Origin of the sequence: Proteiniborus sp. MB09-C3 (assembly GCF_030263895.1) — a bacterium.
Lineage (GTDB): Bacteria > Bacillota > Clostridia > Tissierellales > Proteiniboraceae > Proteiniborus.
Window position 1 is genome coordinate 3,199,557 of record NZ_CP127161.1, and the last position, 22,486, is coordinate 3,222,042.

Sequence of the window (22,486 nt, forward strand, 5' to 3'; positions counted from 1 at the left end):
TTTATTTTTTAGATAAACACGAAAAATTGTATCCGCTCAAAGAAATCAAAACCTGTGAGGGAAGGTAGAAAAACCACATTAAGACTCCTGAAATATTATACAATAGATTAATTATACCACTAGAAATGTTTATTAAGCTAATTATATTAAATATACCTACATTTACATCACATAATAAGAAAAGCACCATTCCAAAGGCTATTAAATATTTATTTGGAAAAGGAAGCAAGTCATATTTACATGCTTTTATAGCTTTTATAGTACTGATTATTAATGATACAGCATAGAATAGAGCCGATAAAAATAGTACTTCTATTTTTATAATAAAGAAGTTTATAGTCAGGTATATACCCACTATTATGAGCAAAATAACTATTGCCCTTATCAAAATAAGCTTTGTTTTATTTCTTTCATATCTGATAGCATAAAGTATATGAACTACTGAGAAAATACCTGTTCCAAGAACAAAATAGTCTGTGAAAAGGAGCAAAAAATCTGCAATAATAGTGATAAGTAGTCCAGATTGCAGTAAAAGCTTATTTTCTTTGTCAAGATAATCTTTTCCTATTAAAACCGACAACAGAAAGCATAGTACTATAGATATAAATTTTACTACGCTTGATGAGATGAAAACTTTTACTGAAAAGAAATCAAAATATAAAAAAGCAATGTACAATATACAAATCACTATAAGCAATATTTTAATTGCTAACAGCTTACTATTTGTTTTTACATGCATAATTCATCTGACTCCATTCATTTTATAGATACATTTTAATTTTCCATCTAACGAAGCTAGAACCTAGCAAGCATAATATCTATTGTGTAAAGCACAATGATTCTTGATGGTTTACATGCAAATAGGTTATCTAAAATCAACTATTTTATTTACTGATTCCTTTAAGGCCTCGCTAGTCTTCACTTCTATTACAACAGAAATATTGTTATCTCTAGCAAACTCAAGTCTTTCATCTATAGGTATTATTCCAGTATATAGTGATTGATGGTCCGATTCTTCATTAAAATCATGAAGATGCATATGCTTGATTCTATCGGCCAAATTCATTAAAACAGGCTTTTCACTAAAATTAACCTTAGCATCATGTCCCACATCCCATGTTAAGTTAAAATTTTCAAATACAGTTAGCATATCTAATGCTCTTTTGATAAAAGGGATGTGAAAATTGGAGGTATTTTCAATACACAATATTACTCCCAATGAGCTTGCATAATCATTTAACTCAGAATAAGATTTATATAATAGTTTTTTGAACTCTTCCTCATATTTTTCATTAATCCATTGCCTCGAACTAGGTAGTGTGCAATAAATACCATTGCTTAAATGCATATTAGCAAGCTTAATCTCAGCTTTACTAGTCCATTCTATCAGTTCTTTACAGCGTTCTATATGTCCTTTTTTAATTGGTGGATGAAAAGAAGATAAGTCAATTTCCTCAGGAAAATGAACCGTAAAATTAACTCCATATTTCCTTTTAGCTTCTAATGCTTTCCTGTAACTGAAGCTTTCAGGCATAAAAATAGGATAATTCATATTTAGCTCTATAAAATCTAGTTTTAATTCATTGCAAAGCCTTATGTTTTCTTCCAGACTATTGAATTCTATTAATACAGGCATTCCTAATTTCATTTATAAAGCCTCCTGTCTGTAGCTACTTTGTAAGTAGAAGTACTAGAAATCCTCTGCATCTTTAGGTAGTGCTTTAATCCTCTGCAGATATTCTGTTACATTTATATCATCTTGTGCTGGATAGGTATATCCTAATTCTTCTGCCAGCTTTAAATCTAAAATGAGTTATTTCCTTCAATTTCAACAGCTTCATCTGCATCAATATTAATTTTTATTTCTCCCTTAGCCTTTTTACCTACTAGCTTTATTCTACTGGTTCCCTTATTAAGCGAAATAGTTTTGCTTCCCTCTTCTGTACCACTTACAATATTAATAACTTTATTATCTGACGTTATCAAAACTAATTTAAAATCACCTGATTTTATAGTTGATTCAACATTAAATACAATATCTTTTTCCCTATCAGTTTTAATCTTAAATATAGTATCTGTCCCAGAAAAAGAAGTAAAATTAATCTTAGCTTCTTTCCACAGGACCTCCCCTTGTCTTTCCAAATATGTAAAGCTATCTTCCACTTTAGCTATTTTACTTTCATCATCAAATATACTGTTTTGGTAAGTGACTACAGGACTACATCCAACAGTAGCCATAGCTAAAATAATAATAAAAAAACTTAGTAATAATTTCTTATAATTTTTCAACCTTAAAACCCCCAAATCATTTTTTTACTTATTTCAATTTAACATTTTCAACAAAAAAGTTTTTAAACCCTTCAGCCATTTTATATTCTGTTTCAAAATTATTATCCTTATTTATCTCTAGATAATACTGACCTGTTTCTATTTCGATTGAAATTGAGTCTAAAGGAAATCCGTTGATTCTTTTTATATGAGGCTTTGATGTTATAATAAACTCTTCGGAAGCAATATCTTCTCCGTCGTATTCAAAAATATTTTTTTCATCAATGATCAAGCATATTGCATTCTTATATTTTGCTTTAACAACTCCCCCCAGTTCCGTTACTAAATTAGTATAGTATTCTATCATCTCATCATCATTTAATTCTTTTCCGTTAACTCTTCTAACATGAACTCCTGGCTGCCTCTCATTTTCTAATCCTTCAATATATAATTCTGAGTCACAAGAAAATACCGGTATTTTTAATTCTCTATAATATGCCATAGCCTTAATCTTGGCATTTTCTAATGGATCATTGCCTATTTCATTAATTGAAGCAATATCTGGATTGCCAATATCTCTTAAACTAATAATTTCTATATCCACTCCTTTCAGCATTTCCTTCATATGTTTGATTTTTGCAAGATTAGATGTTCCATATAATAATCTTATCATCATGATTCCTCCCTAGCTAATCTTCTCTTATGTTCTATAAGTAGAACTAGACTTAAGCCTTATCCAATTCGACTAGAAATTAAGGATTAAGTACTTCAATTAATATCAATAGGTTCTTTTACTACGACTAGAAAATCTATATCACTGTCATTTGTATAGCAGCCCATGGCTAACGAACCATGTAAGTATATACCAATAAGATTTTGTATTAGTATTTTTTATAGCTTTCAATTATTGTATCTAGTATTCTCATAGGCTCTATGCTATCACCTAATCATTTTATGTATAGAACTTTAAGTGCTTTCTGTTTTCTTTGTAAAAAACAATTCTGTCTTCACGGGTTTTTGTGTGAAACTCAAATTTATTGCCGTTTTCATTCTAAAACACATGCAAAAAATGAAATAGCATTATATAGAGAATGGGCTAAAATACAACAGAACAGTGATCCTGTGCTTATATATAACAGTCCTAGTATTAAACCACATACTACTGCAGATAATGTTTGTACAAAATTAAAATGAAGTATAGCAAATAAAAGTGAGGATACTAGGAGAGCAATAACTGTACCATATTTATTTTGTAATGAACTTAGTATATAACCTCTCATTAGTATTTCTTCTACTATAGGAGCAAGCAAGCAAATTCGAATAAAATTTGCGATGGGAAATTGTCTTAATGAAGCAATTGTTTTCTGATATCCCTCTGCACTAGTAGTAAACACACTATCAAAGAAAGTATCTAAAAATTTATCGAGCAAAATAAAAAACAGAACTGAACAGCCAATTGCTAACAATATCCCTTTTAATGTTATATTGCTAAAAATGCTAATTTTTAGCTTATATTTATTGGTTAAATAAAAAATAAATAGGCTATTGAAAACAATTAAAGTTAAGAGGTTTAACCAAGTAGAAATTTTAGTCCCAAAAGTTCTCCATATGGTTATATCTAATATAGTAGGAAGTATCCCGCACATTATAAAGTATATTACTAACCAGACAACAACATTTTCAATGCTGATAGTGTATTCCATGTATTCCCCACTCCTTACACTGCCCTTTTAAGCTAAGTTAAATTTATTTATTCAAAACTAATTTTTGATAGTTGATACACACTGATAACAATTGCTACCAATAATATAATAGCAAGTGGTATAATTAATTTTATATCAAAACTTTCACTTGTCATAAGCTTAAATCCCCATGTAGCAGGGAAAACTTTTCCCACATTTTCAAGTACCTTTGGGAGCATATTTACAGGGAACATAATTCCTGCCAGCATAATTGAAGGTAAGAATATAAACTGTGATGCCATTGTAAGCTTTGATATGTCTTTGATAAATAGTCCAAGCACTGTTCCTACTGACAAACTAACTATAATAAAAATTGCAAGTGATAAAAAATAGTGAGCTAAATTAGTAGGAATTTTTGCATTAAAAGCTAGTGGAGCAGTAAAAAATATTACGAGACTCACAATGAAAAGATGGACAAAAGCCGATATAAAGTTATTTATTGTAGCTACCCATAGGGGTAAGCCGCCCACCTTGTAAGCCTTTTTAATTTCACTTCCATACAACTCTGTAAGTGGTATAGGTGTTCCTAAAATTGCCCCCATTGTCAACCCGAACACTGTCATGGATTGGATTAATGTATCCTTCGAAGCAGGATTGATAGATGAAAATATACCTCCCATAAATGTAAAAAAAACAAGAGGAACTACGTAATAGGTAAGAAGTACACCTTTATTTCTTAAATCAAGTTTCCATTGTAGTACGACACCATATAAAAATGCATTCATTATTTTCCCTCCCTTGCTATGTCCATAAATCTTTGTTCTAGTGTAACTCCTTCAATTTTCACATCAAGAACAGTATTTTGAGTTTTCTTGCATGCTTCGAGCAATTCAAGCAAGGTATCTCCGATATTTTCTGAAATAAATAATGAATACCCTTGCTCATATTCATCAGCTTTCAATGGTCTTTCGGTTTTAATATGTATTTTGTATTGTCTTCCTATTTCACTAGTTAATTCATTTATTGTACCTGTAAAAGCAATTTTTCCATTCTTGATAATAGCAATTTTATCACAAAGGCTCTCTACTTCTGCCATATCATGACTTGCTATAATTATAGTTTTTCCTTGTTTTTTTAATTTTCGAATCTGCTCATGAAGGGATACTCTTCCTTCTACGTCAAGTCCAGCAGTTGGTTCATCTAGAAATATGATATCTGGATTGCTTATAAGTGCAAGTGCTAAATGCAATCGTCTTTTTTGTCCTGTGGACATTTCTTTATACTGCTTATTTTTTATTAGATTAAGTCCAAAAGCATTGAACAATTCAATATCTGCTAGTACCTTGTTCCATTTACAAAACAGTTGATATACTTCTATTGCCTTAATATTTTCAGGGAGCGATGAGGATTGCAGTTGCACACCTATACTTCCAGCTACTGTAATACTCCCACTATCATATTTCCGAATACCTTCTATACACTCAAGTGTAGTCGTCTTTCCTGCCCCATTGGTGCCGAGTAAGGCAAAAATTTCACCATGATGTACAGTAAAGGAAATATCTTTAATGACAGTATTGGTTCCATAGCTTTTTGTTAAATTATCTACTTTAATAACAACATTCATCGCTTTCAGCCCTCCGTATAATAGGTATGATTTTATCAAAGTTTTCAATTTTTAATGTTTCAATTCTCATTTTGCCCTCCAAAATTATATAATTACTTTTAACTACTTTCGAAAATACGTAATTACTTGTTAACCAATTTGATAAAAATCTGCCATTAGTGGATATCTATGTTTTATTTAAATTTTCTATGCAACTTGTTACCGTTCTTTCAATAGTTTGTATCACTTTTGTAATCTCTTCAATATCGGTGTTTACATGAATTTTTGTAAAATTTGTAAGTTTTACTTCCCCCCCTTCTATTTATACTGCATATATAAGGTATTCGGATAGAATCCAATTTCTTATAAAATCCTGTCATATGCAAAAGGCAAAACAAGTTTCGTAAATCTATATAAATCATCATTTTCAAAATAACTATAAGGTATTTTTTAATGGTATTGGCAGATATTATATGTGTCCTATTGTAAAAATTATAATTCAAACTTACAAAAATTACAACAAAAGCCATATTGCAATATTTTATATTACAACATGGCTTTCAATAAACATATCTCTTATCAGCTACGTATCTTGAATGTATCAAAGTGGCATTTAATCTGCTCTTCTATTTTCTTTAATGTTTCAATATCATAAGAGCTAAACTTGTTTTTCCCAGCTAATACTGTAGCTCCATCTCTGAAATTTTGTACATAATATCTCTTACTTCCTTTTAGATATTGTGCTATCTCAATTATATCCTTAGCTGTTAATAGTTCTTTACATACAGTAGTTCTAAACTCATAATCAATATCAGAATTTTTTACTATATCAATGCTCTCAATTATTTTATTTATATCAATATCCGTATTTGTCACCTTATTATATTTATCAATTGGAGCCTTTATATCCATTGCAACATAATCTAATAATCCGTCAGAAATGAGTTTTTTTAGAATATCTGGACTCGTTCCATTAGTATCTAGCTTTACTAAATAGTCTTTATCTTTTATCTTCTTTATAAAATCATATAGGCCCCTATGAAGAGTTGGCTCTCCACCTGATATACATACTGCATCTATCATTTTCTTTCTCTTATCTAGGTAGGCCAATACAATGCCTTCCGTTAATTCTTCTCCTTTATTATTCACAAGATCAGAGTTATGGCAATAAGGGCATCTAAAATTACAGCCACCTGTAAACAGCACTGTACATATTTTATCTGGATAATCAATAAATGATGATTTCTGATGTCCCTTAAATTCCATAGCTATTTCCCTTTCCTTCATAAAAATTAATAATTATATTGCTTTCTTTATTCTTTGCTCATTAAGATTTAAGCTTACATCTGTGTCAAATTCCAGCCTATCTTCATATTCTTCCTTTTTACCCTTGTTCCAAGACTGAATAGGTCTATGGAATCCAACGACCCTAGTCCAAACTTCAGTATTTTTACCACAGTCTGGACAAGTAAATTGTTCTCCTCTTAAATATCCATGATCTGGACATATACTATAAGTTGGCGTAATTGTTAGATATGGTATTCTGCTATTTTCAAAAGCCCTTTGCAATAAGAGCTTAACTGTTTCAATGCTATTAATTTCTTCTCCTATAAATCCATGCAGTACGGTTCCACCAGTGTATAATGTTTGAAGCTTATCCTGATGTTCGATTGCTTCAAATATATCTTTAGTATGATCTACTGGAAGCTGTGTAGAGTTTGTATAATATGGTTCATCTGTTCCCTGAGTAAATATCTTAGGATACATTTTTTTATCCATTCTTGCAAATCTGTAAGCAGCTCCTTCTGCTGGAGAGGCTTCAAGATTCCAGAGGCTTCCTGTTTCCTCTTGGAATATCTGGATTACTCTATTCATAAACTCCATTATATCTATTGCAAAGTCTCTGCCCTCTTCTGTTGTGATATCTTTTCCAAGTAAATTAATGCATGCCTCATTCATTCCGTTCAATCCTATAGTACTAAAGTGATTCTTAAAATATTCTCCCTCTGCATCCTTAATAGCTTGAAGATAGAATCTAGAATAAGGGTAAAGTCCTGCATCCATGTATCTTTCAAGTACCTTACGCTTTGTTTCGCATATTTCCTTGGATATTTCCATTAGCTCTCTAACTCTTTTCTTAAATTCCTCTACTGAGTGGGCTAAATATCCTATACGTCCCATATTCAATGTAACCACATTTATAGAGCCTGTAAGCGGATTTGCACCAAATAATCCTCCACCTCTTCTTCTAAGCTCACGATTATCAAGCCTAAGTCTACAGCACATACTCCTTACATCTTCTGGACTTAAGTCACTATTTACAAAGTTTGCAAAATATGGAGTACCAAACTTTCTAGTCATCTCCATAATGGAATCAACCACTTCTGAATTCCAAGGAAAATCCTTAGTAATGTTTATTGTAGGTATAGGAAAACTAAAGCTTCTGCCTGCTCCATCTCCCTCCATCATTACCTCGCTATATGCCTTATTGAACATGTCCATTTCCTTTTGGAATTCTCCATAGGTTTTATCTTTTCTCTTGCCTCCAATGATAACCTCCATATTCTTAATCATTGGATGTGGAGTAATGTCTAAGGTTATATTAGTAAAAGGAGTTTGAAATCCAACCCTAGTAGGTATGTTTAGATTGAATACAAAACTCTTCACTATCTTTTTCACTTCATCATAGCTTAGCCCGTCATAATAAATAAATGGAGCCACATAAGTATCTAAAGAACTGACAGCTTGTGCACCCGCCGCCTCTCCTTGAAGTGTATATAGCCAGTTTACAAGCTGCCCTAAAAATGATTGTAAGTGTTTTGCAGGTAAAGATTCGATTTTTCCACTAGCACCTTTAAATCCACATAAGAGAAGAGCCTCCAAATCCCATCCACAGCAATATGGGGCCAATAGGCCTAAATCATGAATATGCAAGTCTCCTTTGATATGTGGATCTCTTAGCTCTTTTCTATATATTTTATTTAACCAATACTTTTTAGTTATAGACTCAACAATATGATTATTTAGCCCTTGTAAGCTAAATCCCATATTAGCATTTTCATTTACTCTCCAATCATCTAGCGATACATATTCATCTATCAGTGTCTCTGCATCCATAAAAAGATTTTTAGTTTCTCTTAGCTCTTCATGCTTTCTTCTGTATAATATGTACGCTTTTGCAGTTTTGGCATGTCCTTCTTCTATCAGAACCTTTTCAACTATGTCTTGAACATCTTCAACAGATGGTATACTTGCTCCAAAAGCTTCTGTTACTATGCTAACTACCATTTTTGATAGTCTTTCAGCAGTTTCTCTATCATCTCCACCAACTGATTTTGCTGCTGAAAATATTGCGTTTTCTATTTTTTTTACATCAAAGTCGACAATATCTCCGTTCCTTTTCTGAACCCTAGTAATCAAGGTATAGCCCCCCTATATTGTGGTATCAATGTTTATGATACATATATATTGTATATTCATATATAATATTATAGATTAAATAAAATTTATTTACAACTGATCTCGTGCTTTTTTTATGTTTTTTTAATATTTAGGACATAAGAACTAAGATAAAATTATTTAATGTTTATTATTATTTTTTGCGGATAATAATAAAGTAAAGATTATTTGGGAGTGATATTTATGAACACAATTGAGATTCTCGTAAACGAGCATGATAATATTAAGAAAGTGCTTAGAATAATAAGAAAAATATGTGTAGATATTGTTGAAGGAAAAGAAATTCCACACGATGATCTGATTTCAATTATTGATTTTATAAGAAATTATGCAGACAAGTATCACCATGGGAAAGAAGAAGATATGTTATTTAAAGACATGGCAACAGAACTAGTTGATAAAATAGGCTCTGGCCCAGTTCAAGGAATGCTTATTGAGCATGATTATGGAAGAAGTTTTGTTAGAGAGCTTGAAGCTGCCTTAAAAGCATATAAGGAAGGTAATAATGAAGCTAAAGTTGACATAATATCAAATGCTATGGGATATGCAAATCTTTTGGAAAAACACATATTCAAGGAAGACAATATGCTATACAAATATGCAGAAAAAAATCTAAAAGAAGAAACTATAAATAAATTAGATAGAGAATTTAAAGAATATGAAGAAAACAAGGAGCATATAGAAACTAAGGAAAAGTATATTAGATTGGCAAGGGATTTAGAAAAGAAATATATATAAATAAGCGTCATTCTGAACGTAGCAAAAAACTTTATCTCCTTCACCAATCTTAATATCTGTCCGCCGGGACTATAATTATGAGTGTCCTACGAACCAACCTTAGTATCTGTCTGTCAGGAAATCAGTTAGGAGCGCTTTTGAGCCTACGTTCAGGATGACAACTATTTTTACTTTACAAATATTATATATTATCTATTAAAAAGCATTTTTATCCAAATAATATAGTACAAGCTTAGCTATTTCTGCAATTCGTTTTTCATCTATCTTATCTATTGTATCGTCTGGTGTATGATATCCATTTTTTAAATCCATATTGATCAAACATAATGAATCTATGCCTTTAGCACCAAAAGAATCGTGATCACTTCCCTGCCCTGCCTCTTGTGCACAATCAATTTTTAGTACTTTTGAATACTTATAGAACTCTTCCCTTAGTTTAGTATTAATATTGTCAAAGCTCAATAATGTGAGAGGCATTTCAGTTTTTGAACCTATCATATCTAAATTGATCATAACTGTTGTTTCTTTATTTAGCGGATATAGTGGACTATTAACATAATGATATGAACCATATAGACCTTCTTCTTCTCCATTAAAGGCAATAAAAAGAATAGATTTTTTCGGCTTATATTTTCCTTCCTTCAGTACTCTTGCTATCTCCATCATAACAGCAGTACCTGAAGCATTATCTAATGCCCCTGGGTTATAAGTGCCATTTTTATTGTCTCCTGCATGATCAAAATGAGCTCCTATAATAATGAATTCTTTTTTTAGAGCTTCATCTTTGCCTTCAATGTATCCTATTACATTTGCTGCAGTTACATTTTCAACTGCAAAGTCCGCCTTCATATTAATATCTAGATCTTTATTGGCAGCATCAACTAAATCTTTAAATGTCGCTGTATCGCAATTGAAAAGCATTGGTTTTTTTTCAGCAAATTTTGCTGTAGGTTGAGCATTTGGCGCTACTACAAAGCTGCCATAAGCATGATTTGGATTATCAATGTCAACTTCCATTACCATTCCACCAATGCTGCTGTTCCTCAATAATACTCTATTAATTATATTTGTACTTCCTGCACTAGAAATAATTTTGCTTGGTACTAGAAGAATCTTTCCTTCATATGGTTTTAAATCTGCTGAAAGTATTCTAGGATCATCTATAACTACACCTTTTCCTTTTACATCTCCTTTTATACTTAGAGAAGTAGTCCACGTATATACAGAAAATTCCTTGATGTATTCGTACTCCTTTTCTACCTTCCCACTTATATTTACTATTTCTAGTTTAGGAGCACTATATGTAAATCTCACATTTTGATCATAATTCTGTAAATAGCCACCTAAATCACTTGGATAGTCAAGTTTAATTTTTTTAAAGTAATTAGCTATATATTGGGTAGCAAGCTCATTTCCTTTTGTTCCAGCAAGCCGTCCCTTGTACTTCTCTGAGGTCAATTCATCAATTATATTCATTATATTTTCTGAATTTAGATGCTTTTCTTTAATATTTACAAAAGCTATTTTTTGATCCTTTCCAATATTGTTAGCTTTACCAAAAGTTGTACATCCACTAAAAAATAAAAACGCAGCAAGTACAATACTAACAAATACTGTGAGTTTTTTATTTATCCTCACTTTTACCACCCCCATATATAATTATATACCAAATAATATAAAATATTGTTAGTAAATTGATAAATTGGTTAATTCTCTGATTTTATCACCATTTGCATTCCAAAATAGTATTTCCATAAATTAACCTGTTGTGCTAGTTAATTTAGCTTTTTAATTAATTAGTTTTGCACCAAATAGCTTACACAATCTAAATGGAAAAATTAATGATATTTGTTTGTACAAGATTATAAAACAGACTGGTTGTAACTGTTTTATAAATTGATATAATTGAAATATATATATTATTTATAAAATGTCTATTAGCAAGGAATAATCATAGGAGGGATAAGATGAATCTGGTTGAAGAGAGAAATAAGAGGACATATTGGTTTCTTAGAGATAGGCTTGGCATGTTCATTCACTGGGGCTTATATTCAATTCCTGCAAGAGGGGAATGGGTAATGACTAATGAAAAGATGTCAAAGGAAGAGTATAAGCAATATTTCCATGAGTTTGATCCAATAAGCTATGACTCCAAATTCTGGGCTAAAGCCGCAAAAAATGCAGGAATGAAATATGCTGTTATGACAGCAAGACACCATGATGGTTTTTGTTTATTTGACAGTAAGCTTACTGATTACAAAGCTACTAATACTAAAGCAAAAAGAGATTTAATAAAAGAATATGTAGAGGCATTTAGAGCTGAAGGTCTTAAGGTAGGTCTTTATTATTCTGTTATTGATTGGCATCATGATGATTTCCCTCATTATGAAGATAGACACCATCCCATGAGAGATAATGAGAATTACAAGGATGTAAAGCATGATTTTGAAAAATATCTAGAATATATGCATGGACAAGTTCGAGAGCTATGTACAAACTATGGGAAAATAGATATTCTCTGGTTCGATTTTTCCTATGATGATATGGTTGGTGAAAAGTGGAAAGCCACTGAACTAATAGATATGGTAAGAGGCTTACAGCCTGATGTAATAATCGATAATAGATTAGAAGCAAGTGGGGAAAACTCTGGAAGTATTATGACTAATAATCCTAGCTTTTTTGCTGGTGACTTTGCATCTCCTGAGCAAATTATTCCACCAGAAGGAATAGTGGATGAAAACGGCAATTCAATACCCTGGGAAGCTTGTATTACAATGAATAATCACTGGGGTTACTCTTCTACAGACAAAAATTTCAAATCTGCAAAGATGATTATTAGAAAGCTAGTAGAATGTGTTAGCAAAAACGGAAACCTTTTGCTAAATATTGGACCTGATGCAAAGGGTGAAATTCCCTATGAGTCCCTAAATATTCTAGATAGCATGGGCAAATGGCTAAAACAAAATGGCAGGAGCATATATAACTGCGGAAAAGCCTGTCTTCCGAAACCTGAATGGGGCTATTATACTCAAAATGGTAATAAATTATATGCTCATATTTTTGAAGGAAGCATAGGACCTTTAGGTATCCAAGGACTAAATGGTAAGATTAAAAAGATTAGATTGCTTTCCGATGGCTCTGAACTTAAGATAATAAAGCCTTGGAACACTATGGATTATAATAACTATGTTTTCATTAATTTCGGAACACCTGAGCATCTTACATATCCATTGCCAGATGATATTGATACAGTTGTAGAGCTTGAGCTTTTAGATTAAAAATGGGAATAATTCAATAAGCAAATAATTTCAAGCCTCTAAAACTATTTTTAGTAAAGGAAGAGACAGATTATTCTATGTCTCTTTCTAGAGGCAAAGCTATATGAACAGCAAAAATATTTTCCTTATCTTCAATCTTTAAGAGCCCTTCGTATTGGTTTACTATTCTTTTTATATTACTTAATCCAAAGCCATGATTTTCTTTGTCTTCTTTAGTTGTAAATCTATTCCCTAAAGATTCTGATTCTGTGCTTACCATATTTGATTTTGAATTCGATACCTCAATAACTAAATAGTACCCCTTGGTGAAAATTCTAAGATTGATCAGTGGCTCATTTACACTAGGATTTAGACACGCTTCAATTGCATTGTCTAAAAGATTGCCTATAACTATAGACAAATCAATATAATTAAAGGACAGGTTTTGAGGTAATTGAATATCTAAGTTCATATTGATTTTCTCTCTTAGTATCTTATCTCTTTTCATATTTATTAATGCTGTAATTACAGGATGTCCCACATCAATAATCTTATTGATAAAAGAAATATCATCAGCTAATCCCAGTATGTATTTTTTCGCTTCCTCAGTCTTATTAAGATAAATCAATCCATACAATGTACTAACATGATTATTAAAATCATGCCTTTGAGCACGGATATTTTGCACAATATCTTCCATATTCTTAATATAAAAGTTTTGATTCTCATATTCCTTTATCTTTAATTTCATCAATTCTTCCTGTTGCTCTTGTTCAAGCATCTTTTTTGTAAATATATATATTAACCAGCTAAATAAAATAGCACATAATGTGAAAAGGAAAAAGAAGATGTAGTCCATATAAGTGCTAACTCTTATGTATCTATAAAGAATAAATGCCATATAAATAATAATTGCATTAAATAGAAATATAAAAGCTATAGGCAGACTTTTTTTATTCCGAATATATGAGAAAAAGGATGTTTTTCTAATCCAGTAATGTACGGTAAGAAGAAAGCTACCTTTTGCTATAGCAATTGCTAAAATTCTATAAATGTTAAGCTCTAATATCAGCGATGGTGATAATCTAAAAATATATATAATTAGATTAGCTGCAGCTAGCTCTAATGCAAACATCAAAACCATCCCAATAAGTAGCATAATAAAAATATTTAAAAAAGTTTCTTTAAAAATCAAGAAAAAAACAAAGCTCATTGAAATCAAAATCAATATAAAGCCTATGAAACTAGCTAATCCAAAAAAGCTATTCACAAAAGTATTGAGTAATACAATTATAAACAGCCACAGTAGGACATATTTATTGTTGGACTTTTTCCCTTTAACAAAAGCTTTCATATAATAATAAAGTATATTTACATCAATAATATTTGTTAAAAAATTAGCTACTATTTCCATAATCATCACCTTAAATTAACAAAATAATTTCTTTTCTAATGCTTTTAGAACATCTTGCCTGTATTTTCTACCAATAGGTATTGCTTGTTCTATACCACGTAGTACCATTTCGTTATTATTTATATTTAGAAATTTTTCAGTATTTACTACAAAACCCTGATGACAACGTAAGAATATATTCTTGTCCAAAGACTCCATTATGGATTTTATTGTGCCACTGAATTCATATTTGCCTACTTGAGTTAAAATATAGGTTTTTTTACCTTGTCGTTCAAAATAATAAATATCCTCATATTTCAAACTTACTATTCCTTGCCTTGTTCTATAAGAAAAGGTCTTATTCATATTGTTATACGCTCTTATTTCTTTGAGACGCAGATAGATCTTTTGCATCAAAATCCTGAAATTTTCATATGTAATAGGTTTTATAATATATTGAAAACTTTCTATTTGGAAAGCCTCTAAAGCATAACTTTTATATCCTGTTAAAAATACAATTATTGTGTCTTCATACCGTTCCCTAATTTTCTTGCCTGTTTCTATACCATTTAATTCCCTCATTTCAATATCTAAAAAGATAATATCCATATGCTTATCCTTTATTAATTCCAGCAATTCTTCTCCACTATAGGCTTCGATTATTTTGACATCATAATCAATATCAATCCTGTTTATATATTCCTTAATGATATCTACATGGGTTTTATCGTCATCGCAGATTGCAATAATCAAATCCATATGTCATACCTCCCATATAAATCTTATATCATTTATCATTATTCTATATGTAAATTGGATTACCTTCTTTTAATTTGAAAATTTTTGTCATTTGCTGAAATATTATAGAAAAACAGCTTTCTAATAAAATTAATTTCTTTGATGTTTGTAAATCTTTTAATTAGATCAATTTAATTATTATAAGACTATAAAAAGCAATCAATTGAATAATATTTCATAATATGGTAAAATATCAGTGAATCAAATAATATTTTTAGGGGGATTCCAATGAATAAGCACAGTCAATTTTCATTAATATTTTTAGGAGGGATACTATTACAATCAGTTTGTGTATTGGGAACTTGCATTTCAAGTTTGAGCAAATTCAACGAATTGTATAAAATTCTTTTTGGAGTTCTACTTATTCCTAATATTACAAGCTACCTTCTTATTATCACTGGTTTATTGGGTATCTTTAACATAAATATATTTAGGAAAGATACATAATTCTCCTCTTAAAATAAATATTTGATATACATACTAGGAGGTAATTTAATGATATGTCCTTATTGCAATGAAACTATGAATCCTGAATCTGCTAATTAAATGCTATTTCAAAATAGATTAGCATAAACAAAAACAGCCCAAACTTTTTAAGTCTGAGCTGTTTCAGTCCTACATGGGGCAAAGCAGTAATCCTATTTTTTATCCTTCTATGATAGTTTTTATAAATAATATTGACTATTTCTTAGGAGATTTAGGCTGATATAAAAGACCTATGCAGTTAATATTTAATCCTAAGTTAGCAAAAGTCATAGCCACTGCTGCCACACCATTTAATAATCTAGTCTTTGCTTTCATTTAATTCACCTCCTCATACGATTTTTTTCTTGCTATTAAAGGCGTCAATGTGATTCCCTCGCAGAGAAATCCCAGTGACACAATATTGCCATAAGTAATAAATGATTTATAAATTAATCCTAAGCTGATAGTAATTAAACTTCCTATGATTATTACATATATACTTCTTTTCTTATAAAGCTTCTTCTCAAGTTCATTTAGTCGTTTATTCTCTGTATCAACTGGTGCAAATGCTAGAACTAAAATAGCAGATATGATTAGCATGATAACTGAATATAATGGGGTGTGACTGATAGGTAAGGCTTTAGAAAGAAATATGAAAGAAAAAGTTATGATATTTGTAATTACAAAACATTGCCAGAAAGATTCTAAATGTACCCCTCCAGCTTGAATTCTTAGCATGCTAAAAGCTAAAGTAAATGCAATAGCCTCTTTTACAACTCCTAATAATAGTGATATAATAAATAAACCTAGATATTTGATAATCGTAATCAATAAGATTTCAATTCCAAAAACATACATATCCATATTCTCTTCATCAATAGCATTGTTGTCTTTCATCTTCTTAAATATATAACAGGCCATTTGATTAATCATATTTTCCTCTTCCCTTAGATTTTCAGATTTATTGTAATTCAAAAGTACCATAATTTAATTCTTAGGACAACCCTTTTGGCATAAACGGTAGTCTAAAAGGCATAAACGACATAAAAACAGCCCAAACATTTTTAAGTCTGAGCTGTTTTTTAACTATCTATTTAACTTTCATAACTCTCATTGAATTAAGCACTGCTAATAATGCTACTCCTACATCTGCAAATACTGCTTCCCACATTGTAGCTACTCCAAAGGCACCTAGAGCTAAGACTATGGCCTTGACTCCTAGGGCTAAAACAATATTTTGAACGACTATTTTTTTAGTCTTTTTGGCTATAGATATTGCCTGTGAAAGCTTTGAAGGCTCGTCTGTCATCAGTACTACATCTGCTGCTTCTATAGCTGCATCTGAACCTAATCCTCCCATGGCAACACCTATATCTGCTCTTGCAAGTACTGGTGCGTCATTGATTCCATCTCCTACAAAGACTAATTTACCTTTTTCACCTTTTGCCCTGCTGATTTTCTCTAATACGTTTACTTTGTCCTCAGGTAGTAGCTCTGAATAATATTCGTCAAGCTTAAGCTCATTTGCAACCTGCTTAGCTACATTATCTAAATCACCTGTAAGCATCATAAGCTTTTTAACGCCTTGATTTCTCAAGGACTCCATAGCCTTTGCTGAATCTTCTTTTAACATATCGGAAATAACTATACTTCCTGCAAGCTTCCCATCTATGGCTACATAAACTATAGTTCCTGACTTTTCAATTTGAGTAGCTGCTATACCTTCTCTTTCTAGTAGCTTTAAATTACCTGCTAATACAACACTGCCCTTTACATTGGCCTTTATACCATGCCCTGAAATTTCTTCATAGCTTTCAATCAAGCTTTCATCTATTTCTCCATTGAATTCTTCTATAATAGATTTTGCAATTGGGTGGTTTGAGTGAGTTTCTGCAATAGCAGCAGCTCTTAAAACTTCCTCTTTGGAAAATCCCTTCTCTACATTTATCTCTGATACTTTAAATACTCCCTTAGTCAATGTACCTGTCTTATCAAATACAACTGTATCTACTTCATTTAATGCTTCTAGGTAGTTTCCACCTTTAACTAATATTCCTGATTTAGAAGCTCCACCTATACCTCCAAAGAATCCAAGTGGAATTGATATTACTAATGCACATGGACAAGATATTACTAAAAATATCAAAGCTCTATATATCCATTCTGAAAATGGATCTCCAGTAACTATAGGAGGTATAACAGCTACTAATGCTGCTCCAATAACTACAGCTGGAGTATAATATCTTGCAAATTTAGTAATGAAATTCTCTGTTGGTGCTTTTTTGCTGCTGGCATTTTGAACTAAATCTAGTATTCTTGAAACTGTAGATTCATTGAATTTCTTCTTTACCTCTATAGTCAATAATCCACTAGTATTCACAAATCCACTTAATATATCATCGCCAGCTTTTATTTTTCTAGGTACTGATTCTCCTGTAAGTGCAGAAGTATCAACCATTGATTCTCCTTCAACTACGATTCCATCTAATGCTACTCTCTCTCCTGGCTTAACTACTATATAATCTCCTATATTTACTGACTCTGGACTTACAACAACTAGGCCCTCATCAGTTCTTAGATTAGCATAATCTGGTCTAATGTTTAGAAGCGACTTAATAGATTTTCTTGAACGCTCAACTGCTATATCCTGGAACATCTCACCTATTTGATAAAATAGCATTACCGCTACAGCCTCTGGATACTCTTTAACAGCAAAAGCTCCAACAGTTGCAATAGCCATTAAGAAATTTTCATCAAATACTTGACCTCTCGTTATATTTCTAACTGCTCTAAAAAGTACATCGCCACCTATTAGAAAATAGCTTATTACATATAGTGGCAATTGTATATTTACATTTTTATTTAGCATAAAACCAGCTACGAATAAAATTGCTCCTACTCCAAGCCTTATAGTTTTTTTATTCAATAAGCCATGTCCACCTTCTCCATGGCTATGTCCATGGCCATGGCTGTGATCGTGCTCATGGTCATGACCAGAACAGCATTCACTTTTACTATGGCGATGACCATGTATCCCTAGCTCCTTTAAATCATTGTCGGTTTTAACGATGACATCTGGCTCCAATGTATTTACTATTTTCTTTATTTTATTTAGTATTACTTCAAAGTCCAGACCATTATTATACTCTACAGACATAATCTTAGTAGCAAAGCTAAAGCTTGCATTTTCAATCTCTTCCATAGATTTGACTTTATGTTCTATCTTTGCAGCACAATTAGCACAATTTAAGCCTTCTAATACGATATCCTTTCTCACTATAATCAATCCCCCTTGTTGTGTTATGTATCTATAATTAGTCTATCGGAACATATGAACAACTGTTCATATGTTCATCTGATTATAGTATACTACCTGAATATATTAATGTCAATAGTTAAAATCTCCATTTAAAAGTATTTTCGTATTGCCGTATTGTGTCTCTAGAAACACAATATTTTTGCATCAGGTTACTTTACTCCCATGCTTCAAACCCAGTATTTCTGCTACGCTTGGTGGTTGGCTACAAAGCTCTTTGGTGATTACCTTGGCTGACTTTCACCAGCAAGTGTGGTCCGGCTTTACTGGACGCATGTCATAAAAAAAGAAGCATTAGTTTATCAATGCTCCTATCTTGCCGCTCTAAATATATGATTTATAAAATAAGAATGGGTTATCATAGATGATGAAACTCCCAATATAATTCCTACTATTACATCAGAAGGATAATGAACAGCTAAATATATCCTAGAAATTCCCACTAAAAATGCTAATGTAATAAATATAATCATTAACTGTGGAAAATAATAGGTTAGTATTGTAGCCATGGAAAAGCTAGCTGTTGTATGCCCTGATGGGAATGAATAATCCTTTAAAACTATATCAAAGGTTCTTATATTTTCTAAAATATTATACGGTCTCTCCCTAGTTAAGGCTCTCTTCAATACCTGAACAAAGACCTGACTGAAGGATAATGAGGCTAATAATTCTATACCTAAATGTCTAGTTCTGCTAAAATTTATCACTATCAGTATTAAAGGCATAAGGCCTGAAAATATTAAGCCTCCAAGTTCAGTTATATGGGGCATTATAAAGTCTAGCACTTTACAGCTTAATCTAGTATTGCACATATGAAAAATCCTACTATCACCAAAGATAATAAATCTTTTTAAATATTTCATTACCATCTTCCTTCTCGTTATATTGTCACGTACTACTATTATAGATATTATTGGTGGTTTTGTAAAATGTTTTTTGATTTTATAACATATTTTGTCATAGTGTAGTAGTGATTTGTTATTAATTATTAGACGTATCAAAAAGATAAATTACTGCAATAAATAAATTTATGATTTTGTAAAAAATACAACCAATATGAATGTAATAACTATAACACCTACTATGGAAGAAAATCTAATGTATTTTATGTAATCCTCACTTGGTTCTATATCGCCTTTATACATCCATCTTTTTCCCATCTTTGCGGCTTGTTCAGGATACATTATTGAATATATAAGCAAAGCATAAAATGGAATAAAAAAGATGATGGTAAGAAAATTTTCAAGAATTCTCATAGCCTTCCTCCTATCAATTATTCAAGTCTTGACGAATTAATTGAACTCATTAGAAAATGGATTATTATATATATATTTCTATCATATATAATAATATATCAGTTTCACATACGAATTTTCACTATTGATAGAATTATGCTACAAATCATCAATATAATCATTAACTATATTAATCATTTACAAGCTGACTTTAAATATTTTTTATGATTAAATCAATATTTTAAATATAATTATTAATATTTTTAATTTTCCTATTGACATTATTAATTTTATGGTTTATTATTGACTCATACCAACATATGGAACTAATAATAAACCTTGGGAGGTATGCCATCATGTCAGATTATGCTATAGAAGTAACTAATCTTAAAAAAGAATTTGAAGTTAAAAAGAAAAGCCAGCCTTTTTGGAAAAGAAAAAAAGGTGATAAAGAAATGTTTATTGCGGTAAACAATGTAAACTTCGATGTTAAAAAAGGTGAAATATTTGGTTTTCTTGGACCAAACGGTGCAGGTAAAACCACTACTATTAAGATGATCTCTACTTTACTTAGACCATCATCGGGGGCTGTAAGAGTAAACGATATAGATGTGAATAAGAAACCATTAGAGGCCTTAAAAAATCTTGGAACAGTACTATCTGGTGAAAGAAGCACATATTGGAAGCTTACAGGAAGAGAAAACCTCAAATACTTTGCAGCCATGAACGGCATTACAGGAAAAGCTGCTGATGATAGGATAGATTCTCTCCTCAAAAGATTCAGTCTAGAAAAAAGGGCAGATGAAACTGTAGAAAAATATTCAACAGGTATGAAACAAAGAGTAGCACTTGCAAAAGCCTTGATATCAGAGCCATCAATAGTAATACTTGATGAGCCAACCTCAGGATTAGATCCTCAATCAGCTAGAAATCTTAGGGAGCTTATATTAGAAATAAAAGAAGAAGGAAGAACTATACTCCTAACAACTCACTACATGGAAGAGGCAGACCAGCTAAGTGATAGAATAGCGATAATAGATCATGGTAAAATAATAGCACTTGATACACCTCAAAATTTAAAGAAAAGCCTTAATAAAACTAATGTAGTATTGCTTGAACTGAACAACTGGAACGAAGACATCTCAAATAAAATTAAAGATATTAAATTCATTGAAAAAGTGAATTCTAAATTTAATGATACAACACAAAAATGGGAGGTCAAGGCTCATATCCAAAATGGAAATGATACTATTAGCAGTTTAATATCTACCATAACTGCATCAGGTACTAAAATCAATAATTTTAGTACAGAAGAGCCAACTCTTGAGGACGTGTTTATAAGTTTGACAGGAAAATCTCTTAGAGAATAGGAGGTGGAATAATGGAAGCTATAGCTAATAAAAATAATCGCATTGCTATAAATGCAAAGCCCTCTATGATTACAGCAATAATATATATTTTTAAAAGAGATATGAAAATAATGTTTAGATATCCATCTTGGTTTATTCCAATGCTTATATGGCCAGTAATATTTCCCTTAGGCTTTATATTTACTGCCAAGGCATTGTCAGGAACTAGTGGTAATTCGCTAGAGACTTTTTTAGTTCATGCAGGCACTACCAATTTTACAACGTACATGTTAATAGGTACTACTATGTGGATGTGGATAAATATAATGCTTTGGTCCTTTGGTAGCAGCCTAAGACAAGAGCAAATAAGAGGTACTCTCGAATCAAATTGGCTGTGTCCAGTTCCTAAGATAAGTCTATTGCTAGGATATTCGGTTTCACAATTAGTCATGAGTTTAGGTTATATTATAGTTGCAGTTATAGAGTTTAAGCTTGTATACAATTTTGAAATTGTAGGCAGTCCACTGTTATCACTCTTAATCATTCTATTATCTATACCACCAATCTATGGAATTGGATTTATATTTGCGAGTCTGGTAATGTGGGCAAAAGAGGCTAATTCAATGGTTTTTCTAGTTCGAGGAATTATGTCCATATTCTGTGGAATAACTTACCCACTTGCAGTACTTCCAAATTGGATGGCTAGTGTGTCTAATATGATACCTCTAACCTATAGTATAAGAGCCCTTAGAGCAGTAGTATTATCAGGTGCGAATATGAACGACATTAAAACAGAAATTTCTGCTCTTATAATATTTGGACTTATATTAATGACAACGGGAATATTAGCATTTCTATTTACTCAAAAGAAGGTAAGAGATACAGGCTCTTTGGGACACTACTAATATTGAAAGGAGTATTTT

22 protein-coding genes are annotated in these 22,486 nt (G+C 31.3%); 4 read left to right on the forward strand and 18 right to left on the reverse strand.

Features of this window, described 5'->3' with window-relative positions:
* Position 1 precedes the first annotated feature (1 nt).
* The 10 genes from QO263_RS15955 to QO263_RS16000 form a co-directional block, all read right to left on the reverse strand.
* On the reverse strand, positions 2-739 hold the full coding sequence (locus QO263_RS15955; RefSeq protein WP_285623510.1) for a lysoplasmalogenase family protein: 738 nt from the start codon (positions 737-739) through the stop codon (positions 2-4).
* 126 nt (positions 740-865) lie between these two features.
* Positions 866-1,648, reverse strand: coding sequence for a sugar phosphate isomerase/epimerase family protein (locus tag QO263_RS15960; RefSeq protein ID WP_285623514.1), 783 nt, complete (start codon positions 1,646-1,648; stop codon positions 866-868).
* Positions 1,649-1,803: 155 nt separating this feature from the next.
* Positions 1,804-2,289 carry a hypothetical protein gene (locus tag QO263_RS15965; protein ID WP_285623517.1) on the reverse strand — a complete coding sequence of 162 codons (486 nt, stop codon included), beginning with the start codon at positions 2,287-2,289 and terminating at the stop codon, positions 1,804-1,806.
* Between the two features lie 28 nt (positions 2,290-2,317).
* A complete protein-coding gene (locus tag QO263_RS15970) occupies positions 2,318-2,941 on the reverse strand; it encodes a non-canonical purine NTP pyrophosphatase (RefSeq protein WP_285623520.1) in 624 nt (207 codons plus the stop codon).
* 95 nt (positions 2,942-3,036) lie between these two features.
* On the reverse strand, positions 3,037-3,156 hold the full coding sequence (locus tag QO263_RS15975) for a nucleotidyltransferase domain-containing protein (protein ID WP_352169756.1): 120 nt from the start codon (positions 3,154-3,156) through the stop codon (positions 3,037-3,039).
* A 158-nt stretch (positions 3,157-3,314) separates the two neighbouring features.
* On the reverse strand, positions 3,315-3,971 hold the full coding sequence (locus QO263_RS15980) for a CPBP family intramembrane glutamic endopeptidase (RefSeq protein ID WP_285623522.1): 657 nt from the start codon (positions 3,969-3,971) through the stop codon (positions 3,315-3,317).
* A gap of 47 nt (positions 3,972-4,018) precedes the next feature.
* Complete coding sequence (locus QO263_RS15985; RefSeq protein ID WP_285623524.1) at positions 4,019-4,735, reverse strand: ABC transporter permease; 717 nt, start codon at positions 4,733-4,735, stop codon at positions 4,019-4,021.
* Positions 4,735-5,574 carry an ABC transporter ATP-binding protein gene (locus tag QO263_RS15990; protein ID WP_285623527.1) on the reverse strand — a complete coding sequence of 280 codons (840 nt, stop codon included), beginning with the start codon at positions 5,572-5,574 and terminating at the stop codon, positions 4,735-4,737. Before QO263_RS15990 ends, QO263_RS15985 begins: the two co-directional genes overlap by 1 nt.
* A gap of 558 nt (positions 5,575-6,132) precedes the next feature.
* A complete protein-coding gene (locus tag QO263_RS15995; protein ID WP_285623530.1) occupies positions 6,133-6,819 on the reverse strand; it encodes an anaerobic ribonucleoside-triphosphate reductase activating protein in 687 nt (228 codons plus the stop codon).
* A 33-nt stretch (positions 6,820-6,852) separates the two neighbouring features.
* A complete protein-coding gene (locus QO263_RS16000; RefSeq protein ID WP_285623533.1) occupies positions 6,853-8,973 on the reverse strand; it encodes a ribonucleoside triphosphate reductase in 2,121 nt (706 codons plus the stop codon).
* Between the two features lie 222 nt (positions 8,974-9,195).
* Between QO263_RS16000 and QO263_RS16005 the strand changes: the two genes are divergently transcribed.
* The gene (locus QO263_RS16005; RefSeq protein WP_285623535.1) at positions 9,196-9,750 is read left to right on the forward strand and encodes a hemerythrin domain-containing protein; all 555 of its coding nucleotides are present in this window, start codon (positions 9,196-9,198) and stop codon (positions 9,748-9,750) included.
* A gap of 195 nt (positions 9,751-9,945) precedes the next feature.
* Here QO263_RS16005 and QO263_RS16010 read toward each other — a convergent pair whose 3' ends face one another.
* Positions 9,946-11,388 carry a M28 family peptidase gene (locus QO263_RS16010; RefSeq protein WP_285623539.1) on the reverse strand — a complete coding sequence of 481 codons (1,443 nt, stop codon included), beginning with the start codon at positions 11,386-11,388 and terminating at the stop codon, positions 9,946-9,948.
* A 329-nt stretch (positions 11,389-11,717) separates the two neighbouring features.
* Here QO263_RS16010 and QO263_RS16015 point away from each other — a divergent pair, with 329 nt between their 5' ends.
* A complete protein-coding gene (locus QO263_RS16015; RefSeq protein ID WP_285623541.1) occupies positions 11,718-13,028 on the forward strand; it encodes an alpha-L-fucosidase in 1,311 nt (436 codons plus the stop codon).
* A gap of 70 nt (positions 13,029-13,098) precedes the next feature.
* Here QO263_RS16015 and QO263_RS16020 read toward each other — a convergent pair whose 3' ends face one another.
* The 7 genes from QO263_RS16020 to QO263_RS16050 form a co-directional block, all read right to left on the reverse strand.
* The gene (locus tag QO263_RS16020) at positions 13,099-14,421 is read right to left on the reverse strand and encodes a sensor histidine kinase (protein ID WP_285623544.1); all 1,323 of its coding nucleotides are present in this window, start codon (positions 14,419-14,421) and stop codon (positions 13,099-13,101) included.
* Positions 14,422-14,436: 15 nt separating this feature from the next.
* A complete protein-coding gene (locus tag QO263_RS16025; RefSeq protein WP_285623547.1) occupies positions 14,437-15,159 on the reverse strand; it encodes a LytR/AlgR family response regulator transcription factor in 723 nt (240 codons plus the stop codon).
* 720 nt (positions 15,160-15,879) lie between these two features.
* A complete protein-coding gene (locus QO263_RS16030; protein WP_285623550.1) occupies positions 15,880-15,999 on the reverse strand; it encodes a cyclic lactone autoinducer peptide in 120 nt (39 codons plus the stop codon).
* Entirely contained in the window at positions 16,000-16,596 is a 597-nt protein-coding gene (locus QO263_RS16035; RefSeq protein WP_285623552.1) for an accessory gene regulator ArgB-like protein, read from the reverse strand. It abuts the gene before it with no gap.
* A 157-nt stretch (positions 16,597-16,753) separates the two neighbouring features.
* Entirely contained in the window at positions 16,754-18,940 is a 2,187-nt protein-coding gene (locus QO263_RS16040) for a heavy metal translocating P-type ATPase (RefSeq protein WP_285623554.1), read from the reverse strand.
* Between the two features lie 350 nt (positions 18,941-19,290).
* Positions 19,291-19,842, reverse strand: a complete 552-nt coding sequence (locus QO263_RS16045) for a phosphatase PAP2 family protein (RefSeq protein ID WP_285623557.1) — start codon at positions 19,840-19,842, stop codon at positions 19,291-19,293.
* 165 nt (positions 19,843-20,007) lie between these two features.
* Positions 20,008-20,235, reverse strand: a complete 228-nt coding sequence (locus QO263_RS16050; RefSeq protein ID WP_285623559.1) for a DUF6199 family natural product biosynthesis protein — start codon at positions 20,233-20,235, stop codon at positions 20,008-20,010.
* 335 nt (positions 20,236-20,570) lie between these two features.
* On the opposite strand from QO263_RS16050, the gene QO263_RS16055 reads away from it, so the two are divergent.
* Together QO263_RS16055 and QO263_RS16060 are read left to right on the forward strand one after the other, a co-directional pair.
* The gene (locus QO263_RS16055; RefSeq protein WP_285623561.1) at positions 20,571-21,584 is read left to right on the forward strand and encodes an ABC transporter ATP-binding protein; all 1,014 of its coding nucleotides are present in this window, start codon (positions 20,571-20,573) and stop codon (positions 21,582-21,584) included.
* Positions 21,585-21,595: 11 nt separating this feature from the next.
* A complete protein-coding gene (locus tag QO263_RS16060; RefSeq protein ID WP_285623564.1) occupies positions 21,596-22,468 on the forward strand; it encodes an ABC transporter permease in 873 nt (290 codons plus the stop codon).
* The last annotated feature ends 18 nt before the right edge of the window (positions 22,469-22,486 follow it).

Bases quoted from the DNA above. Each gene is read 5' to 3' on its own strand.
- QO263_RS16020 (WP_285623544.1), bottom strand. From the start codon at position 14,421: ATGGAAATAGTAGCTAATTTTTTAACAAATATTATTGATGTAAATATA.
- QO263_RS15955 (WP_285623510.1), bottom strand. From the start codon at position 739: ATGCATGTAAAAACAAATAGTAAGCTGTTAGCAATTAAAATATTGCTT.
- QO263_RS16060 (WP_285623564.1), top strand. From the start codon at position 21,596: ATGGAAGCTATAGCTAATAAAAATAATCGCATTGCTATAAATGCAAAG.
- QO263_RS16055 (WP_285623561.1), top strand. From the start codon at position 20,571: ATGTCAGATTATGCTATAGAAGTAACTAATCTTAAAAAAGAATTTGAA.
- QO263_RS16025 (WP_285623547.1), bottom strand. From the start codon at position 15,159: ATGGATTTGATTATTGCAATCTGCGATGACGATAAAACCCATGTAGAT.
- QO263_RS16035 (WP_285623552.1), bottom strand. From the start codon at position 16,596: ATGATTAATCAAATGGCCTGTTATATATTTAAGAAGATGAAAGACAAC.
- QO263_RS15985 (WP_285623524.1), bottom strand. From the start codon at position 4,735: ATGAATGCATTTTTATATGGTGTCGTACTACAATGGAAACTTGATTTA.
- QO263_RS16045 (WP_285623557.1), bottom strand. From the start codon at position 19,842: ATGAAATATTTAAAAAGATTTATTATCTTTGGTGATAGTAGGATTTTT.
- QO263_RS15960 (WP_285623514.1), bottom strand. From the start codon at position 1,648: ATGAAATTAGGAATGCCTGTATTAATAGAATTCAATAGTCTGGAAGAA.
- QO263_RS16050 (WP_285623559.1), bottom strand. From the start codon at position 20,235: ATGAGAATTCTTGAAAATTTTCTTACCATCATCTTTTTTATTCCATTT.
- QO263_RS15990 (WP_285623527.1), bottom strand. From the start codon at position 5,574: ATGAATGTTGTTATTAAAGTAGATAATTTAACAAAAAGCTATGGAACC.
- QO263_RS15980 (WP_285623522.1), bottom strand. From the start codon at position 3,971: ATGGAATACACTATCAGCATTGAAAATGTTGTTGTCTGGTTAGTAATA.
- QO263_RS16005 (WP_285623535.1), top strand. From the start codon at position 9,196: ATGAACACAATTGAGATTCTCGTAAACGAGCATGATAATATTAAGAAA.
- QO263_RS15995 (WP_285623530.1), bottom strand. From the start codon at position 6,819: ATGGAATTTAAGGGACATCAGAAATCATCATTTATTGATTATCCAGAT.
- QO263_RS16015 (WP_285623541.1), top strand. From the start codon at position 11,718: ATGAATCTGGTTGAAGAGAGAAATAAGAGGACATATTGGTTTCTTAGA.
- QO263_RS16030 (WP_285623550.1), bottom strand. From the start codon at position 15,999: ATGAAAGCAAAGACTAGATTATTAAATGGTGTGGCAGCAGTGGCTATG.
- QO263_RS15970 (WP_285623520.1), bottom strand. From the start codon at position 2,941: ATGATAAGATTATTATATGGAACATCTAATCTTGCAAAAATCAAACAT.